The following is a 17,163-nucleotide window of genomic DNA, read 5'->3' on the forward strand; positions in this document are numbered from 1 at the left end:
ATTTAATAAAATTTTAAGAGAGAGAAATTTCTTTTAATGAGTTGATTCATTCATTTCAACAATTGGCTTTTGGCAGGCAAAATTCTCGCAGATGAATAAAGTAAGTTTTGAATCAATTGAAGATTTATCTTTCATATATGAAAAGCTTAAAGTTGATTTTTTCTTTTTGTAAAGAATAATTTGTGAAGGATAGATAGATTTTAAAAGATAACCTTTGAAAAAATTAAATTGTGAATTGTCCTCTCCTTCGACTAAAATTAATTCTTTAGGTGGAACAAGTTCATTCAAGGCAGCAGAGAGAAATTTTCCTGTACCGAAAGGATAATCAATCGCTTCTTTTAAATTTTTCTTAATAATTTTTTTAGCGGTTTCAATTAAGTTATCGTCCTCAAAAATTTTCCCAAGTTTAAATAAGACAGATAATGCAAGTGAAGTTGATGAGGGCTTTGAATAATCTTTATTCTCAGAAGTTCTGAAAGGTAATGAACAATCCTGTGATTGTTGATAGATTAAATTTCTTGAACTGTCATAAAACAGTTGAAGAGCTTTTTGATTAAATTTGAATGCTTCTATCAAAAATTTTTCGTCAAATGTGCATTCATACAAATCAACTAAAGCTTGGATAAAACCGAAATAATCATCTGAATAAGCCTCAATTTTTAATTCCCCTTCCACATAAGAATGATAAAGTTCTTGGTCAACCATCATTTTTTGAGTTATAAAATCATAAATATTTAACGCTTCAAAGAGAAATCTTTCATCTTGAGTTGCACGATAAGCAAAACAAAAAGCAGAGATTAACAAAGAATTTAGATCAAGAAGGATTTTGTTGTCCTTTGAAGGGAAAACTCTTTGAGCTCTTTTTTCTCTCAAATGTTTGAGAACTAAACTTAATTCATTTAATAAAATTGAGTCATTCTGGTTTGGAATTTTTTTCAACGAGATATTTCCAATCCCATTCTTTTGGTCTATAAGATTAAATTGATAGTATTCGAAAAATAAATTGACATCAAATTTTTCTTCGATTGCTCTTTTAAGCTCATCAAAATTCCACAAGTAATATTTGCCTTCTTCCCCTTCTGAATCAGCATCTAAGGCTGTAAAATAACCACCGTAAACATCTCTCATCTCATTCATCAAAAAATTTATTGTTTCAATTAATCTTGATCTAAAAAATGAATTATCGTTCAATATTAAATATTTAGATAAAACCTCAATTAACTGTGCATTGTCATAAAGCATTTTCTCGAAATGCGGAACAATCCAATTATTATCCACAGTGTAACGATGAATTCCGCCATCAAGGTGATCGTAAATTCCTCCTGTTAAAATTTTAGTGAGATTGTGTTCAACGATTTTCAAAGAATTTATATCATCAAAAGCTGAGTAATAATCGATTAAAAAATTCAAGATTGGAAACATTGGGAATTTAGCTCCTTTCCCCCAGCCTCCATTTGACCAATCATAATTGTTTATTATAGTTTGATATGCTGCTTGAATTTTTTCTTTAGTGATTTCATCTTCAATTAATTCGGGTGAAAATGATTTCATTAAAAATGAATTAACATCTGCTTTTATCTTGTTTAATTCATCTCTTTTATTTTTATAGAAACTCAAAACCGAAAGTAAAATATCTTTAAAAGATGGTTTACCGAACTTTGGAGTGGGTGGAAAGTAAGTTCCGCCGAAAAATGGCGTTTTATCCGGGAATAGGAAAACACTAAGTGGCCACCCGCCGCTTCCTGTAGTTGAAGTGACAAATGTCATATAAAAATTATCAACATCCGGATGTTCTTCTCGATCCACTTTGATTGATACAAAATTCTCATTTAAGATTTCTGCAATCTCCTCATTTTCAAAACTTTCCTTTTCCATTACATGACACCAATGACATGAACTATATCCAATGCTTAGAAATACAGGACAATCTTTTTCCTGGGCTAATTCAAATGCTTCTTCAGACCAGGGAAACCAATCAACTGGATTGTATGCATGCTGCCTGAGATAGAGACTTTTTTCATTAATTAGGCGATTGGGTTTGTGTTTACTCATAATATTATCTTTTCAATTAAATTAACTTTTTATTTGTTTGTAAAACAAAGCTAAGATTGATTTTGTTCATTAAGAATAAACTTTGCCAAAGTTAATTTTATTTAATTTCTGACATAAAACTCGTCTTGATTGAATTCATTCTATGAATTATATTTGCAGTGCCTTTGAAGATAAATCGTTCTAAAAAAATTTGAAATGCGGGAATAGCTCAGTTGGTAGAGCGTCACCTTGCCAAGGTGAATGTCGCGGGTTCGAGTCCCGTTTCCCGCTCAACTAAAAATCCCGATGAAACAAACATCGGGATTTTTAGTTTTAGAAAGTGAATTGAAAATCTGGCGCGGTACCCAAGTGGCTAAGGGAGAGGTCTGCAAAACCTTTATTCGCCGGTTCGAATCCGGCCCGCGCCTCCAAAAACTAAAAAGGGATAATCTTACGATTATCCCTTTTTTAATTTAAACTCAAACACTAAACATCAAAAGCAGAATTAAATCAGTATCTTAAAATTGCACCAATCTTTTGATAATCTTTTAATTTTCCATCCTCGTAGAAAAAGACTTTTCCTTTCTGTAAAAAGACAACTTCAATTATCTCTTCAACAAAATCTTCAATCACGTAAGGATCGTTTGTATCTGTAATGAGAACAGGTTGATCACCTTCAAACTTTACTGGCTGGTGATAGTTTTCTTCAACAAGCAAAACTTCCACTCTGCCTTGATTTGCCAGATTCCAGATGTCTAATAATCCAAAAGCAGCTTTTTTGAAACCAAAACTTTCTTTGAATTCTAATAAATACTTTTCTCTTTGTTCAGTAAGAAATTTTTCCACAACTTTATTAGCCTTTTTACCCAGCTCAATTAAATTTTCTGAATTATAACTTCCTTCAATCTTCCCGATTAGATTTTTATAATCAGTCAATTCTTCAAATAACGAAATCAGTTTATTCACTCCTGAAACAATGAGCGGCAGATTATCTTCAGAATTCTTTTTGAACCTCTTATAAGTTTCTCTTATATACTGACGAATCCTTTCCCGTTGAGCCGATTCATATCCCCAAGTCCCCTGGTCATACTTTAAATCAACTACATCTTCAATAGTAAATGGAAAATCAACTGATTGAACAGGTTCGAGTATTTCACCAAATCCTTTAAAAAGATTAGTATCTTTTTCGTTCAAATTAATCAGAAAATATTCAACCGATTCGATTGAATTGTTTAATTAAAAATTTTGTCTCAAATGTATCGTCAACCACAACCATTTGAGGTACAGGAAATGGGAATTTTATATAAAACGCTCTCTTTTCATTCACAAAAATTCCTAATCCCTCACTCAGTCTGAATAAATCGATTTCATTTATAATCTGATTCGTTTTTTCGAGAATTAATTCAGCAACTTCTTTATCAACCTTTTGATCTAACTTCTCCTTTAGCTCATTTATTAAGTTCTTCAATTGAATTTTTTCTTTATTTGCATCAACTGTAATTCTCGTTGTTGGCATCAATAAAGTTACAGAAGGATAAATTTTTTCCTTCTGAAGATTTAATAAATCATTCTTTAACATAATTCGTACCTCCTTTTAGATTAAAGATAAAAATCCCCCGCGAAAAAGTGCGAGGGATCTAAAAATTTTCAAAATGTAATTATGAATTTTTTTGTTGAAATTCTTTCATAAATTCAACTAAAGCTTTAGCGCCTTCAATCGGGAATGCATTGTAAACCGAAGCCCTTAAACCACCAACTGATCTATGACCTTTTAATCCAACGAGACCTTTTTCGGTAGCCTCCTTAACAAATTTTTTCTCCAGTTCCTCATTTGGAAGTCTAAATGTAATATTCATCTTTGAACGACTATCTTTATCAGCATGTCCACGATAAAAACCATTTGAGTTATCAATTGCATCATAAATTAGTTTTGCTTTTTCCTCATTAATTTTTGCGATAGCTTCCAATCCACCAAGATTTAAAAGCCATTTTACAACTAGTCCAATAATGTAAATTCCAAATACTGGAGGAGTATTGTACAATGAATTGTTATCTGCATGAATTTTATAATTCAGCATTGTATGAAGTGAATCTTGAGAGCGTTCAAGTAAGTCTTCACGGATAATAACGATAGTAACTCCAGCAGGACCGAGATTTTTCTGAGCACCTGCGTAAATTAAACCAAATTTAGAGACATCAAACGGATATGAAAAAATATCAGAACTCATATCGCAAACAAGCGGTACGTTACCAACTTCAGGAATATAATGCCATTCTGTCCCGTATATTGTATTGTTTGAAGTATAATGAACATAAGAAGCATCTGGATCTAATTTTAATTCTTCCTGCTTCGGGATTCGTTTGAAATTTTCTTCTTCTGTTGATGCTGCAATGTTTACGGTACCAACTCTTTTTGCTTCTTTAACTGCTTTTTTACTCCAAGAACCAGTAACAATATAATCAGCTTTATTTTTTGGAGGCATTAAATTTAAAGGAACCATTGAAAATTGAAGACTTGCCCCACCACCGAGAAAAAGTATTTTATAATTCGATGGAATGTTAGCAAGTTTTCTGAGATTTTCTATTGTCTCATTGAGTATGTTCTCAAAAGTTGATGAACGATGGCTGATTTCAAGAATAGACATTCCAACATTAGGTAAAGCCATAAGATTTTCTTGAACCTCTTTCAATACAGGTTCAGGAAGAACTGCAGGTCCAGGATTGAAATTATATACTCTATTTGTCATAATAACCTCATTTGTTATTAAATTAAATGAATTAATAAACCATCTCTGAGTTTTGGTTCAAACCATGTTGATTTAGGCGGCATAATTTCGCCTGCATCTGAAATATTCATTAAATCTTCAATTGAAACAGGATACATCGAGAAGGCAACTTTTGCTTTTCCGCTGTTTACCAATCTCTCAAGCTCTTTTGTTCCTCTGATTCCACCAACAAAATCAATGTTCTTACTTGTTCGTGGATCATCGATTCCCAAAAACGGCTTCAATAAATAATTTTGAAGAATACTTACATCGAGATTTTCACCATAAGAGTTTCCCTCTTTTACATTTTCATTCGGAGTTAACAAATACCATTTGTTTGAAAAATACATACAAATATTTCTTTTCTGTTTAGGTTCTGAGTAATCAATCTCGCTTAAATTAAAATTAATTTTAACTTTTTCTAAGAATTCTTCATCAGAAAGGTTGTTCAAAGAAAAAACAATTCTATTATATGGCAGAATTTTTAACTGAGATGCAGGGAATAGAACCGCAAGGAAGAAATTATATTCTTCATCACCACGATGTTCAGGATTTTGTTCTCTTTTAATTGCTCTTACTCTTGAAGCACTTGCAGCACGGTGATGTCCATCGGCAATGTATATTTTCTCAACTTTTTTTATTTCCTCGATAATGTCTTGATTATACTCTTCAGGAACAATCCAGACTTTATGCTGAACACCATCCTTCGCAATAAAATCATAAATTGGTGCAACTTCCATTTTTATTTTATCCACAAGCTCATTTATCGAGCTTACATCACGATAGGTCAAAAAAACTGGACCAGTTTGAGCTGAAGTTGTAAGAATATGATTTGTTCTATCGTCTTCCTTTTCCTTTCGAGTTCTCTCGTGCTTCAAAATCACATTATTATCATAATCATCAACAGAAAAAGTAGCAGCTATGCCTGTTTGTGATTGTTCTCCCATTATTAATTGATAAAGATAGAATCTATCCGTTTGATCTTGTATTAATGGGGCTTTTTCTGAAATGAGCTGTAAATTTTTTCGTGCAAGTTGATATACTTCTTGTGAATAGGGATTAACATTTGGCGGCAATTCAATTTCAGAGCGGGTTACTCTTAAAAATGAAATTGGATTGCCTTCCGCAAGCTCGAATGCTTCTTCCCTACTCACAACATCATAAGGAACACTTGCAACTAAATGGGCGACATTTCTTTCTGGTCGGAGTGCTTTGAATGGTTTAATAATTGCCATAAAATTCCTTTATTTTTTTTCTCTCTGATGCAAAGTTCGTAAAAATTTGACTGATTTTCTATTTTATTGGCTGACGGTTTTTTAGGTTAGTTTTTGTAAATCTTAAATGATTAGATGGGATAATTCTGATAAATTTTCTTTAATAATGTTTTAATAAAGAACTTGGGAATTACCGGGAATGATTGATTGACAATTAAAAGTTGAGCGGGCGACGGGATTCGAACCCGCGACCCTCAGCTTGGGAAGCTGACGCTCTACCAACTGAGCTACACCCGCAAAATTTCAAAATTCATTTGCAATCTTAATAAAAAATCAATGTATTCTCAATTGTCTATTTGTCTTTCTTTTTCTTCAAGAATGGTTTGATTAATTCAATTGGTATCGGAAAAATAGTTGTTGAATTCTTTTCACTTGCAACTTCACTTAATGTTTGTAAAAATCTTAATTGAACAGCAACCGGGTGGTCTTCAATAATTTGTGCCGCTTCTTTTAATTTTTGGCTTGCTTGATATTCACCTTCGGCGTGAATGATTTTTGCTCTTCTTTCTCTTTCAGCTTCAGCTTGACGAGCCATTGCTCTCTGCATTTCTATCGGCAGATCAACATGCTTAATTTCTACATTAGATACTTTTATTCCCCATGGTTCAGTCTGATGATCAATTATTTTTTGTAACTCACGATTTATTTTGTCTCTCTCAGCAAGTAATTCATCAAGCTGAGATTGGCCCAAAACACTTCTTAAAGTGGTTTGTGATAGTTGTGATGTTGCGTTTAAATAATCTTCTACTTCAACAATTGCTTTTTCAGCCTGGACGACTCTGAAATAAACTACTGCGTTAACTTTTAAAGACACATTATCTTTGGTGATTATGTCTTGTGGTGGAACATCCATAACTATTGTTCTTAAACTTACTCTAACCATTCTATCCACTAATGGAATAAGAAAAATTAATCCCGGACCTTTCGCACCAATCAATCTTCCTAATCTAAAAACAACTCCTCGCTCATATTCTCTCAGAATTTTGATTGCACTTGAAAGAATGAGTATAACAAAGAAGATAATCGTGAATAAAATTGGTGAAATCATAATAACCTCCTCACTATAATTTTTTTACTTTTAATTTTAGATTTTGAACTTCTATAACCTCAACCTTAGAATTGGCTTCAATTTTCTGATTATTGATTGCAATTGCTGTCCATATTTCTCCATGAACTCTCACCTGACCTTCGGGATTTAGATCAGTGATTGCTTCGCCAATCTCACCAATCATTCCTTCAATTCCAGTAGCAGCTTTTCTTTTTTGGGCTTTGATGCCAAGTCCAATTGCAAATGAAAAGAATAAGAAAGTTAATACAGCAAGAACAATAATTATCTGATAAGAGATTTTAAATACCTCGAGAGCTGATTCTGTTCTAATTAACATAAGCGACCCCAGAATGAATGAAACAATTCCACCAATTGTTAGCAGTCCATGACTTGCAATTTGAGTTTCTAGTACAAACAAAATTATTGCAACGACAATTAAAGCAATTCCCGCAAAATTTACAGGAAGAGTGTGCAACGCATAAAACGCTAAGATCAGAGAAATAATCCCAATCACACCTGGGAATATTGAACCCGGATTGTACAATTCAAAGAGCAAACCATATAAGCCAATCATAAGAAGAATGTAAGCGATGTTCGGATCACTAATTAAACGTAAGAGTTTTTGACCAATGCTCATCTCGAATTCTACAATTTCTGCTTCTTTAGTTGAAAGCAGTTTTTCACCAAATGCACCCTGGACCTTCATTGAGTCAATTTTTCTTAATAAATCTTTTAAATCTGAAGCGATTAAATCTATTACTTTTAATTTCAAAGCTTCAGTTTCTGTAATAGAGAGATTTTTACGAACTGCATCTTCAGCCCACTTCACATTTCGATTCCTTTTCTCTGATATAGTTCTGATAAAAGCCGCTGCGTCGTTGGTAGCTTTTTCAATCATTATTGTATCTGTTTTTTCAAGTGAAACTGGATGAGCTGCACCTATATTTGTTCCAGGAGTCATTGCAGCAATATGTGCTGAAAGCGTGATAAATACTCCTGCAGAAGCTGCCTGCGCTCCTGAAGGTGTAACATATACCACAACAGGAACTTTTGATTCTAAAATTTCAGAAACGATTACACGAGTCGATTTTAATAATCCGCCTGGTGTATTTAATTTAATGATTACACATTCACCATTCTCAGAAACTGCAGCCTCAATTCCTTTTTTTATATATTCAGAAATTGGAGGCGAGATAGCATCATCAACAGTTAAGACAAAGATCTTTCCTGATTGAGCATAAATTAAATTTAGAAATAATGGGAGGTAGAAAAATATTTTGATAAATATTCGCTTCATAAACATTTCTGAATCAAGTTATACAAAAAATAAAATCGAAACAAGTTTACTTGAAGCTGAATCTATCCTTAACAATTAAAAGTTTTTTACATTAATGAACTGGTCAAAATTAGTTTTATTGTGGAAGGAGTTTTGGGAAAAATCTACTAAACCGGCTTTGTCAAATGTTCTTTCACTTTGCTTAATAAAAGCATTCCGATGGTGAAAAATAATCCCATACTCAAAATTGCAATTCTTTGACTTCCTGTCTGCCAGGAAACAAATCCGAAAACCAATGGACCAAATATTGCTGAAGACTTACCAAAAAAAGAGTAAAAACCAAAAAATTCAGTTTTTTTGTCAGGTGGGGTTAGCTTGCTCATTAGACTTCTACTTACAGACTGCGTTGAACCCATTCCAAGTCCAGCAATACATCCAACAATGAAAAACTCATACTTATATCGAATAATCGAAGCAGTAAAGATGACAATAAACCAGATGATTAAAGTAATGTATATTGTTTTTTTCTGACCGATTGAATCAGCAATCACACCAAAAATAATTGAACCCGCAACTGCTGTAGTCTGAGCAATCATAAAAAATAAAGTAAGTTCAGTGAAATCAAAATTTAATGTTGATTTTGCATAATTACCTGAAAAATAAATTGCTGTATTCACACCTTCGATGTAAAAAAAGAAAGCAATAAGAAAGAGAGCTAAATTCTTATAATTCTTCAAATGAGTTATTGTAAAGACAATCCTCTCCAAGCCAATTTTAAAGTATGATTTATTTCTCTGGATATATTTCTTAGTATCTGGCAAAAATAAAAACAAAGGCAAAGAAAAAATCAAAAAGAAAAGAGCCGATGCTGGAAAAGATAGTCTAACCATATTATTAGTTATTAGCGGATAAATAATGACCAGAGATGCAAATGAACCAATGTATCCCATTGCAAATCCGAAACCTGAAGTACGACCATAATTTTTTTCATCTGAAATTTCCGGCAAAAAGGAATCATAGAAAACAAGTCCAGCTTCAAAACCAATATTTGCAAGGATAAATAAAATTAATCCTGCTAAAATATCGCCGGCAGTTATAAAATAAAGTGAAGCGGTTGAAATTATACACATTAGAGTAAAAAAAAGCAGAAATCTTTTTTTGCCGGCTGAATGATCAGCAATTGCACCGAGAAATGGTGAAATAATTGCTACTATGAGCATTGAAATTCCAGTGCCCAGACTCCAATAAAAATCACCGATTGGTTTGTTGCCTGCAACAGTTTCTTTGAAATATACTGCGTAAACAAACGTGACTATGGTGATTGAGAAGGATGTATTCGCAAAATCAAAAAGTGACCAATAAAAAACCTGTCTATATTTTTTTGATAATAATTTTCTCCAGTTAATTTTCACCAAGGTTCCAGACTGATTTTAGGTTTCGATAAGCCCGCGTCCTTTTTTATGAATGCGATTTTCCTGTTTTAATCTCTTCAAAATCGCATCGAGGACGCCATTGATGAATTTGTCACTTTGATCTGTTGAATACCGCTTTGCTATCTCAATTACTTCATTGATTGAAACTTTTGGAGGAATTTCAGGAAAGTGGAGCATCTCACAGGTTGCCATCCTTATCAGTAATCTATCAATTACGGCTATCCTATCTAACTCCCAATTTTTAACAACCTGTTTAATCATTTCATCGTATTCATCACGATGCTTAATTGTTAGAAGAGTTAGAGATTTTACAAATTCTTTTGCTTCTTCATCCTGTATCTCTTGAAGAAGTTCTTCAAACATTAAATCAAGTGAATCATTTGAGAGTTCATAAGCGTATAGAATCTGAAGTACTTTCTCTCTTAATTTTCGACGCGAGATTGTCATTTCCATAATTATAAATTTTTATGCAAAGTTAAAAAAATGAGCACGCAAGTTAAAACCTATAATCTTGAACAAATAGAATTAAAAATTTAATGATCTCATAGAAAAGAATTAATTAACTTAGATAAACAAGAAAAAAATTTAGATCAAAATCTTTAAAGAATAAATTAAATCTTACTTCCAAATCATTTAAAACAAAAAAAGCTGTTCGGCATAAACCGAACAGCTCGAATAAATTACAATATTAAAATCAACCTTGCTGCATTACATGATTTTTAATCCATTGAGTTGTAACAGACTTCGGCCTTACGATTGGCATTCCAACAGCTCGTGCAATAACAGTTTGTGCAGTAACTCCAAGCGTACGTGATACTGCAAACAAAACTGTGTAATAATCAAATTCCTTCATTCCATAATGCCAGAGTAAAGCACCAGAACCAGCATCAACATTAGGCCATGGATCTTTCGCTTTGCCCTGTTCCATCAATACTTGTGGAACTACATTAAAGATTTTCTCAACTATCTGGAAGATTTGATCATTTGCACAATAGGTTTGACCAAACTTCAAGAATGCATCAAATCTTGGATCAGTAATTCTTAAAACTGCATGACCATATCCAGGAATTACTTTTCCACTATTTAACCAATCCCATGCGAATTGACGAAGCTGTTCATCAGTCGGGACACCTTTGAAATGTTTCTTAAGATCAAGAACAAATTTCAGACATTCTTGATTTGCAAGTCCATGAAGAGGACCAGCGAGTCCATTCAATCCAGCTGAGAGAGCATAGTAAAGATCAGACAATGCAGAGGCAACTGTTTGAACTGTTGATGCGCTAACATTTCCACTTTCATGATCAGAATGCAGAACAAGATAAAGTCTCATTAACTTTATAAATTCACCCTTTGGATCTTTGATGCCAAGCATCTTTGCGAAATCAGCACCCATATCGAGCTTTGGATCACTTGGAATTCGTGGACCTTTGTTATATTTCATTCTGTAGATACCAGCTGCAATAATTGGAACACGAGCAACTAAATTCAATGCATCCTCAAGAGTATAAATCCAGTAATCTTCTTTCTTCAATCCTTTATCATACTGTTTTTTGAAAACAGACTCTTTCTCCATTACGAGAATCGCAGTGTTAAGCATACACATCGGGTGCGAATCTTTAGGCATTGCTTTCAAAACTTTCCAGACATAATCGGGAACTTTACGACGTTTTCTTAAATCTGCCATTAAAAGTTTTAGTGATTCTTCATCTGGCAACTCACCTGTTAAAAGTAAATAAAAAATTTCTTCAGGTAATTTGTCCGCTAATTCAGCAATTGGAATTCCACGAATCAGCAAACCTCTTTCTGGTGGAACAGATGAGGTATCACATACAAGTGCTTTAACTCCTCGCAACCCACCGAAAATTTGGGCAACGGTTATTTTATCGACTTCTTTGTCGCCGTATTGTTTAACGAGGTTCTTAACCTCTTCTCTTAGTGCGGGAATTTGTTCGGCGAGCTTTTCTTTTAATGTGGGCATTAGTTCCTCCCTTTTGATTGGTTTATATTAATTGATTTAATAATTTAGAATATCAAGTAATTTTTCTGTTCAAACTTAATTATTAAATTTTTTTAATTCAATGAGTGAGAAATGAAATGAGAGCATTAACTTTAATCTTAATCCTTATCACTTTCAACTTATCTCTATCAGTTCCAAAAGAATTTCCAAATTCAGAAACTCAAAAAACACCTTATTTTTCAAGCGTTTTTGATACTTTACGGTCAGGGCTTGAAACGGAAATCGATAAATTAATTAAAGAATTCGGTTATCCTACTGGAATTGCCTTCAAAGATTTAAGGAGTGGTGAAATTTATAATTACAATGAAGATGAAATCTTTCCAACAGCAAGCGCAATTAAAATTGAAATACTTATTCATTTAATGAAAGAATACCAAGATGGGAAAATAGATATTTATAAAAATGTTCCTGTCAATTTGAAAGTTGGAGGAAGCGGACTTCTTCAATTTTTCGATCAAAGTAATTTGAACTTAAGCTATTATAATCTTGCCGTCCTGATGATTCAACAAAGTGATAATACCGCAACAAATATTCTAATTGAAAAACTTGGGATGGAAAATATCAATCAAACAATAAAGTCACTCGGACTTAATCAAACAAAACTTCAAAGAGTGATGATGGACTTTGAAGCAAGAAAATCAGGTAGAGAAAATATCTCTTCACCGAAAGATAAACTTACATTACTTGAAATGATTTATCGTAGATATATTTTTCCTGATTCAATCAATAACGAAGTGATAAAAATTTTAAGCATTCCAAAACCAACTCCTCTTTTAAGCGAAATAGATGGCGATATAACACTTGCAAGTAAAGGTGGTGAGCTCGATGATGTAAGATGTGAAATGGGAATTTTTTTCTGCGAGAAATTCGATTACATACTTGTTGTTATGACAAAAGATTTACCGAACTCAAATCTCGGAGATGAATTTATCAAAAAAATCAGCGGTGTGTTTTACAATTACCTAAAGTCGAAATATCAACAATAAAAAACTTTGATTTGATTATTGACCGCATTCTAAAATTTTGTGGTTAATGTTTTTGCCTTGGAAATAAATCAAACTAAGAGAATCTTTCATTAAAATATTTTCTTGTTCCGAAGATTTTAAAATTTTTATATCGAAGAAATAAATTCTAAGAAAATTTTCGATGGGCACAATTTGATCTAAACTTTAGAATTTGTATTCAAAATTTTTTCTGCAACGAGTTTTCCACTTTTGACTGCACTTTCAATCGTGGAGGGAAAATTTGTATCTGTAAAATCTCCAGCGATAAATAAATTCGGATAATCTGTTTCAGTCTTTACTCTGTGTTTTATTGATGAAAAATCAGAAATAAATGTTGCTCGTTTTTCTTTGATGATTTTGAAATAAACAATTTTTCTGTTTTTATATTCAGGAAAATAATTTAGAAATTCCGTCAGAAAGATTTCCTTCAAAGTTTGATCATTTAAGTGAACGAATTCTTCAGCGTTACTTTTTGTTAATGTAATGTGAGTTTTATGAAAGAATGCCCAATGGACTGGTGAATTCCATAATGCAAAGAATTTTATTTCTCCATTGTAATTTTCAAAAATTATGTGGGCATTGATTATTGATTGAAAGCTAAGTTTGATTTCTTTTTCATTCATCAATCGGAGATATGAATGATAGGGAACAGCAAGAATGAAATAATCGGCAAAATGTTTTTCTCCATGATTATCAATTGCACAATGAACTCGACTATTCTGAAACTCGAGTTTAGTAATTGAGCAGTTCTTAATGATTTCAACATTTTTATCAAATAAAAAATTTTCCGCTGGAATGAGGAAACTTTCGAAGAAAGATTTCTCTGGGATAATTAAACGAGCATTCTTAAAATCTTCAAAAAACATTTTTTTTAAGATGAAAATGAAAACCTTTGCTGAAGCTTTTTCGATTGGTGAGTTCATTGTAGATTCAACGAAAAGCTGCCAGAAGTTATTAATTAGATTTTCACTTTGCTGATGAAACTTAAGAAGATCTATGACTGATAAATTTTCAAAGACTTTCTCTTCATATTTTCTGATACGGACAAGAAAATTCAACAATCTGAATTTATCTTTTATTTCAAGATTTCTGAATTTCAAAAGATTTATAAAATCTTCAAATGAATTTGAATATGTCAGTGACCATTCTTTTAGTTTTTTATCTCGAAATTTTACTGCGAATTTATTTTGAACTAAGAAATTTTTTTTCACATTAATTTTGTCTAACAACTCCAAAGTCTCGCGATAACCCGAAATCAAAAGATGTTGACCATTATCAAACCACAAATTCAAATCTTTCTCGAAGTAAGATTTAAATCTACCGCCGAGTTGTGGAGAACTTTCAAATAATCTAATCTTTAAATTTTTTTCTGAGAGATTAATTGCCGCCGATATTCCAGCGAGTCCACCACCGATTATCAATACACTCTTCATTTGTTGAGCAAGTGATATTTAACATAATTTTTAATTGTAATTCTCATCTTTTCGAATGAATTCAGATTATTATTTTTTGAATAAACATCATAAGAATTCTTTTCAATTTTCTTTAAAATCTTGTAATAGATTTCCTGCATTGCTCTTCCCATAGCCAGAACTTTGTGATCTTCTGGATGAAAATACTCATTCGCTTTTTGATAAAAATATTCAGCCCTGTGAGCTTCAAACTTCATCAATTCAATGAAATTATCGTTATAAATGTTTTGCTTTAATTCTTCATTTGAATAATTAAATCTTTTTAAATCTTCCTGAGGCAAATATATGCGGTCATTTTCTGCATCAATTTTTACATCTCTTAAAATATTGGTCAATTGCATTGCGATACCAAGATTATAAGCATAATCTCTACTTTGAGGATTTTTATATCCGAAAAGTTCAATGGACATTAATCCAATGGTTGAAGCAACACGATAACAATAAACAATTAATTCATCGAAAGTCTCATAGCGATTTTTCGTCAAATCCATTTTAACACCCTCAATCAAATCCACAAAAGGTTCAACGGACATTTTAAAATTTTTTATTACCGAAGCGACTGAGTTCAATAATTCAAATTTAGAATTAGAAGAAAGAGCTTTCTGAAATTCTTTTTTCCATTCTTCAATGCGAATAAATTTCTCTTCATTTGAAATTTCTGAATTATCAACAATATCATCAGTAACCCGACAAAAGGCATAAATTGAATGCATCGCTTTTCTTTTATTTTCAGGAAGAAAAAGAAAAGTGTAGTAGAAACTGCTTTTAGCTTGTTTTGTGATTATATCCTCGAGATTCTTAGCCATTAAAAATTACTCGTGTAATAATTTTCAACCAGTCAAGTTTACTTAAGGTTGGTCTAAATCGTATTGTATCAAAATCAGCTTTTTTAATTAATGAAAGAATCTTTAGTCCCCCTTCAATTGTTAATTTAATTTCTATTCTGAATAAACCTGATAAGTAAGGGAGTAAATTCTTTCCTTCATTAAACAAATCCTCAGTAAAACTTATTGCTTCATTAAGAGTTGTCCTCAATCTATCATCAACAGAATTATTCTTAACAAAATCAATCAAGTCAGCATTTGAAAGATTATTTTTTGCAAGAAGAGACTGAGGAAGATAAAAACGATTCCTTTTTATATCGATCTTCAAATCCTGAAAAAAGTTTGTCAATTGCAAAGCTGAACATATCTGGTCAGAGTAAAAAAATGCTCTATCATTTTTAACTTCAAATAATTCAAGCAGAATTCGTCCAATAGGATTTGCTGATTTAGAACAGTAATTAAGCAAATCATTCCAATCTTGGTAAAAGTTTTTCTCATTGTCTTGAATAAAAGCATCAATCAAGTCAATAAAATTTTTTATAGTAAGTGAATTCGTTTCAATGGTATCAAAAACAGCTGGTAAATGCGGGTAATTTTTATCGTGAGTTTTTTGAATTAATAAATTTTTGTACTCTTTTAATTTATTTATTCTTATTTGTGGTGAAATATTTCCTTCATCCGCAATATCATCAGCAATTCGAGCAAACGCATAAACTGCTGCTATGAATTTTCTTTTGCTTTTGGGGATTAGAAGAGATGCAACTGGAAAATTCTCGTAATGTTTTTTTGCTAGTTCAATGCAAAAGTTATAAGAGCTCTCTAAGATTTGATTCATTATGGATAAAATTTTTGTGCCGAAGAGGGGACTCGAACCCCTACGGGATTACTCCCACATGACCCTGAATCATGCGCGTCTGCCAATTCCGCCACTTCGGCAATTCAATGAGCTAATTTTCAAATGCAATTTAAAATGATATCGATTTTTAAACAAACTTATGAGAAAAATTCACTATAATTACAAAATTTAATGTCCAGAGTTTTTAATACGAAAACCCGAAGATACAAATCAACTCACACAGCTTTCTTTTAATTCCACAATTCCTTTACTACAGTCAATTTCAGCCAATGCACCAATTGGAATTGTATTCTTCGACTTGATGTGACCATGAATTAAGTTATATACAACAGGCTTTTTCAGATTTGAAAAGTAATCACTTACCACATCGTTTAGTGATAGCGATTTTTTCGATGGATCAGTTTCTTCGCAATCAGTGAAGTTACACAGAACGATACCTGCTACTTTATCAAATATCTTAGCAAGTCTCATTTGTGCAAAGAAACGATCAATACGGTAAGGTTTTTCTTCAACTTCTTCCAAGAACAAGATCGACTTATCGAATTTTGGCAAATAAGGAGTTCCTATTAATGAACAAACTAAAGACAGGTTTCCACCAAGCAATCTACCTTTCGCTTTACCTTTTGTAATACAGGAGATTTTTTCTCCTTGAGGATTTTTGAATTTACCAAAAGGTTTTGTAGAGTTTATCATTCGCCAAAAATTTTCTTCAGTAAATTTATCCACTTCTCCTGAAAAATCTACCGCAGCCATTGGACCAGCAAAAGTAATTAAACCTGTCTTTTGAAAAATTGCAAGTTGAAGAACTGTTATATCACTGTAGCCCACAAAAATCTTTGGATTTTTTTTGATCAGATTAAAATTAATTTTATCAAGAAATCTTATTGAACCATACCCGCCTCGAACGCAAAAAATTGCTTTTACTTCCTTATTTGAAAACATCGAATGAAAATCTTCCAATCGTTCTTCGTCAGTTCCTGCAAGGTAACCCCTGACTTTACCGACATTCTTACCAACTATTACTTTGTAACCAAGTTTTTCAAAATAAACTACTGCTTGATTAATTTTTTCCAAGTTATCGGGAGTAGATGCAGGTGAAATCAATCCGATCAAATCCCCTTTTTGAAGATGTTTAGGTTTAATTACTTTCATCTTTTCTCCTT

15 protein-coding genes and 4 tRNA genes are annotated in these 17,163 nt (G+C 32.3%); 3 read left to right on the forward strand and 16 right to left on the reverse strand.

The window, feature by feature from the left end:
* Positions 1–33: 33 nt before the first annotated feature.
* Entirely contained in the window at positions 34–2,052 is a 2,019-nt protein-coding gene (locus tag HPY57_02500) for a thioredoxin domain-containing protein (protein NPV10647.1), read from the reverse strand.
* 197 nt (positions 2,053–2,249) lie between these two features.
* Here HPY57_02500 and HPY57_02505 point away from each other — a divergent pair.
* Positions 2,250–2,322 (forward strand) — tRNA-Gly (locus HPY57_02505).
* Positions 2,323–2,386: 64 nt separating this feature from the next.
* A tRNA-Cys gene (locus HPY57_02510) sits at positions 2,387–2,462 on the forward strand.
* Positions 2,463–2,541: 79 nt separating this feature from the next.
* Here the strand turns inward: HPY57_02510 and HPY57_02515 are convergent.
* The 10 genes from HPY57_02515 to HPY57_02560 all read right to left on the reverse strand — a co-directional run bounded on the left by HPY57_02515 (position 2,542) and on the right by HPY57_02560 (position 11,805).
* Positions 2,542–3,225 (reverse strand): hypothetical protein, encoded by a 684-nt coding sequence (locus tag HPY57_02515; protein NPV10648.1) that lies wholly within the window; start codon positions 3,223–3,225, stop codon positions 2,542–2,544.
* A 16-nt stretch (positions 3,226–3,241) separates the two neighbouring features.
* Complete coding sequence (locus tag HPY57_02520) at positions 3,242–3,610, reverse strand: hypothetical protein (protein NPV10649.1); 369 nt, start codon at positions 3,608–3,610, stop codon at positions 3,242–3,244.
* 79 nt (positions 3,611–3,689) lie between these two features.
* Positions 3,690–4,778: a 3-phosphoserine/phosphohydroxythreonine transaminase gene (gene serC / locus HPY57_02525; protein NPV10650.1), complete on the reverse strand. Its 1,089-nt coding sequence runs from the start codon at positions 4,776–4,778 to the stop codon at positions 3,690–3,692.
* A gap of 17 nt (positions 4,779–4,795) precedes the next feature.
* Positions 4,796–6,031 carry a DUF1015 domain-containing protein gene (locus tag HPY57_02530; protein NPV10651.1) on the reverse strand — a complete coding sequence of 412 codons (1,236 nt, stop codon included), beginning with the start codon at positions 6,029–6,031 and terminating at the stop codon, positions 4,796–4,798.
* Positions 6,032–6,234: 203 nt separating this feature from the next.
* A tRNA-Gly gene (locus tag HPY57_02535) sits at positions 6,235–6,307 on the reverse strand.
* A 55-nt stretch (positions 6,308–6,362) separates the two neighbouring features.
* Positions 6,363–7,118 carry a slipin family protein gene (locus HPY57_02540; GenBank protein NPV10652.1) on the reverse strand — a complete coding sequence of 252 codons (756 nt, stop codon included), beginning with the start codon at positions 7,116–7,118 and terminating at the stop codon, positions 6,363–6,365.
* A 13-nt stretch (positions 7,119–7,131) separates the two neighbouring features.
* Entirely contained in the window at positions 7,132–8,415 is a 1,284-nt protein-coding gene (locus HPY57_02545; protein ID NPV10653.1) for a nodulation protein NfeD, read from the reverse strand.
* A 146-nt stretch (positions 8,416–8,561) separates the two neighbouring features.
* Complete coding sequence (locus HPY57_02550; protein ID NPV10654.1) at positions 8,562–9,800, reverse strand: MFS transporter; 1,239 nt, start codon at positions 9,798–9,800, stop codon at positions 8,562–8,564.
* Between the two features lie 24 nt (positions 9,801–9,824).
* Positions 9,825–10,274, reverse strand: a complete 450-nt coding sequence (gene nusB, locus HPY57_02555; GenBank protein ID NPV10655.1) for a transcription antitermination factor NusB — start codon at positions 10,272–10,274, stop codon at positions 9,825–9,827.
* A gap of 247 nt (positions 10,275–10,521) precedes the next feature.
* Positions 10,522–11,805 carry a citrate (Si)-synthase gene (locus HPY57_02560; protein NPV10656.1) on the reverse strand — a complete coding sequence of 428 codons (1,284 nt, stop codon included), beginning with the start codon at positions 11,803–11,805 and terminating at the stop codon, positions 10,522–10,524.
* Positions 11,806–11,921: 116 nt separating this feature from the next.
* On the opposite strand from HPY57_02560, the gene HPY57_02565 reads away from it, so the two are divergent.
* Positions 11,922–12,830 carry a serine hydrolase gene (locus HPY57_02565; protein ID NPV10657.1) on the forward strand — a complete coding sequence of 303 codons (909 nt, stop codon included), beginning with the start codon at positions 11,922–11,924 and terminating at the stop codon, positions 12,828–12,830.
* Positions 12,831–13,006: 176 nt separating this feature from the next.
* On the opposite strand, the gene HPY57_02570 is transcribed toward HPY57_02565, so the two are convergent.
* The 5 genes from HPY57_02570 to HPY57_02590 form a co-directional block, all read right to left on the reverse strand.
* Positions 13,007–14,281, reverse strand: coding sequence for an NAD(P)-binding protein (locus HPY57_02570; GenBank protein NPV10658.1), 1,275 nt, complete (start codon positions 14,279–14,281; stop codon positions 13,007–13,009).
* The gene (locus HPY57_02575; protein ID NPV10659.1) at positions 14,278–15,126 is read right to left on the reverse strand and encodes a squalene/phytoene synthase family protein; all 849 of its coding nucleotides are present in this window, start codon (positions 15,124–15,126) and stop codon (positions 14,278–14,280) included. Before HPY57_02575 ends, HPY57_02570 begins: the two co-directional genes overlap by 4 nt.
* Positions 15,119–15,979: a squalene synthase HpnC gene (gene hpnC, locus HPY57_02580; GenBank protein ID NPV10660.1), complete on the reverse strand. Its 861-nt coding sequence runs from the start codon at positions 15,977–15,979 to the stop codon at positions 15,119–15,121. The genes HPY57_02575 and hpnC overlap by 8 nt, the downstream gene beginning before the upstream one ends.
* Before the next feature lie 17 nt (positions 15,980–15,996).
* Positions 15,997–16,080, reverse strand: a tRNA-Leu gene (locus HPY57_02585).
* Between the two features lie 130 nt (positions 16,081–16,210).
* Positions 16,211–17,152: an LD-carboxypeptidase gene (locus HPY57_02590; protein ID NPV10661.1), complete on the reverse strand. Its 942-nt coding sequence runs from the start codon at positions 17,150–17,152 to the stop codon at positions 16,211–16,213.
* Between the last annotated feature and the right edge of the window lie 11 nt (positions 17,153–17,163).

The sequence above is a fragment of the Ignavibacteria bacterium genome, assembly GCA_013177855.1.
GTDB lineage: Bacteria > Bacteroidota > Ignavibacteria > Ch128b > Ch128b > Ch128b.

Bases quoted from the DNA above. Each gene is read 5' to 3' on its own strand.
- HPY57_02520 (NPV10649.1), bottom strand. From the start codon at position 3,610: ATGTTAAAGAATGATTTATTAAATCTTCAGAAGGAAAAAATTTATCCT.
- hpnC (NPV10660.1), bottom strand. From the start codon at position 15,979: ATGAATCAAATCTTAGAGAGCTCTTATAACTTTTGCATTGAACTAGCA.
- HPY57_02565 (NPV10657.1), top strand. From the start codon at position 11,922: ATGAGAGCATTAACTTTAATCTTAATCCTTATCACTTTCAACTTATCT.
- HPY57_02530 (NPV10651.1), bottom strand. From the start codon at position 6,031: ATGGCAATTATTAAACCATTCAAAGCACTCCGACCAGAAAGAAATGTC.
- HPY57_02500 (NPV10647.1), bottom strand. From the start codon at position 2,052: ATGAGTAAACACAAACCCAATCGCCTAATTAATGAAAAAAGTCTCTAT.
- HPY57_02590 (NPV10661.1), bottom strand. From the start codon at position 17,152: ATGAAAGTAATTAAACCTAAACATCTTCAAAAAGGGGATTTGATCGGA.
- HPY57_02540 (NPV10652.1), bottom strand. From the start codon at position 7,118: ATGATTTCACCAATTTTATTCACGATTATCTTCTTTGTTATACTCATT.
- HPY57_02545 (NPV10653.1), bottom strand. From the start codon at position 8,415: ATGAAGCGAATATTTATCAAAATATTTTTCTACCTCCCATTATTTCTA.
- HPY57_02560 (NPV10656.1), bottom strand. From the start codon at position 11,805: ATGCCCACATTAAAAGAAAAGCTCGCCGAACAAATTCCCGCACTAAGA.
- HPY57_02575 (NPV10659.1), bottom strand. From the start codon at position 15,126: ATGGCTAAGAATCTCGAGGATATAATCACAAAACAAGCTAAAAGCAGT.
- HPY57_02570 (NPV10658.1), bottom strand. From the start codon at position 14,281: ATGAAGAGTGTATTGATAATCGGTGGTGGACTCGCTGGAATATCGGCG.
- nusB (NPV10655.1), bottom strand. From the start codon at position 10,274: ATGACAATCTCGCGTCGAAAATTAAGAGAGAAAGTACTTCAGATTCTA.
- serC (NPV10650.1), bottom strand. From the start codon at position 4,778: ATGACAAATAGAGTATATAATTTCAATCCTGGACCTGCAGTTCTTCCT.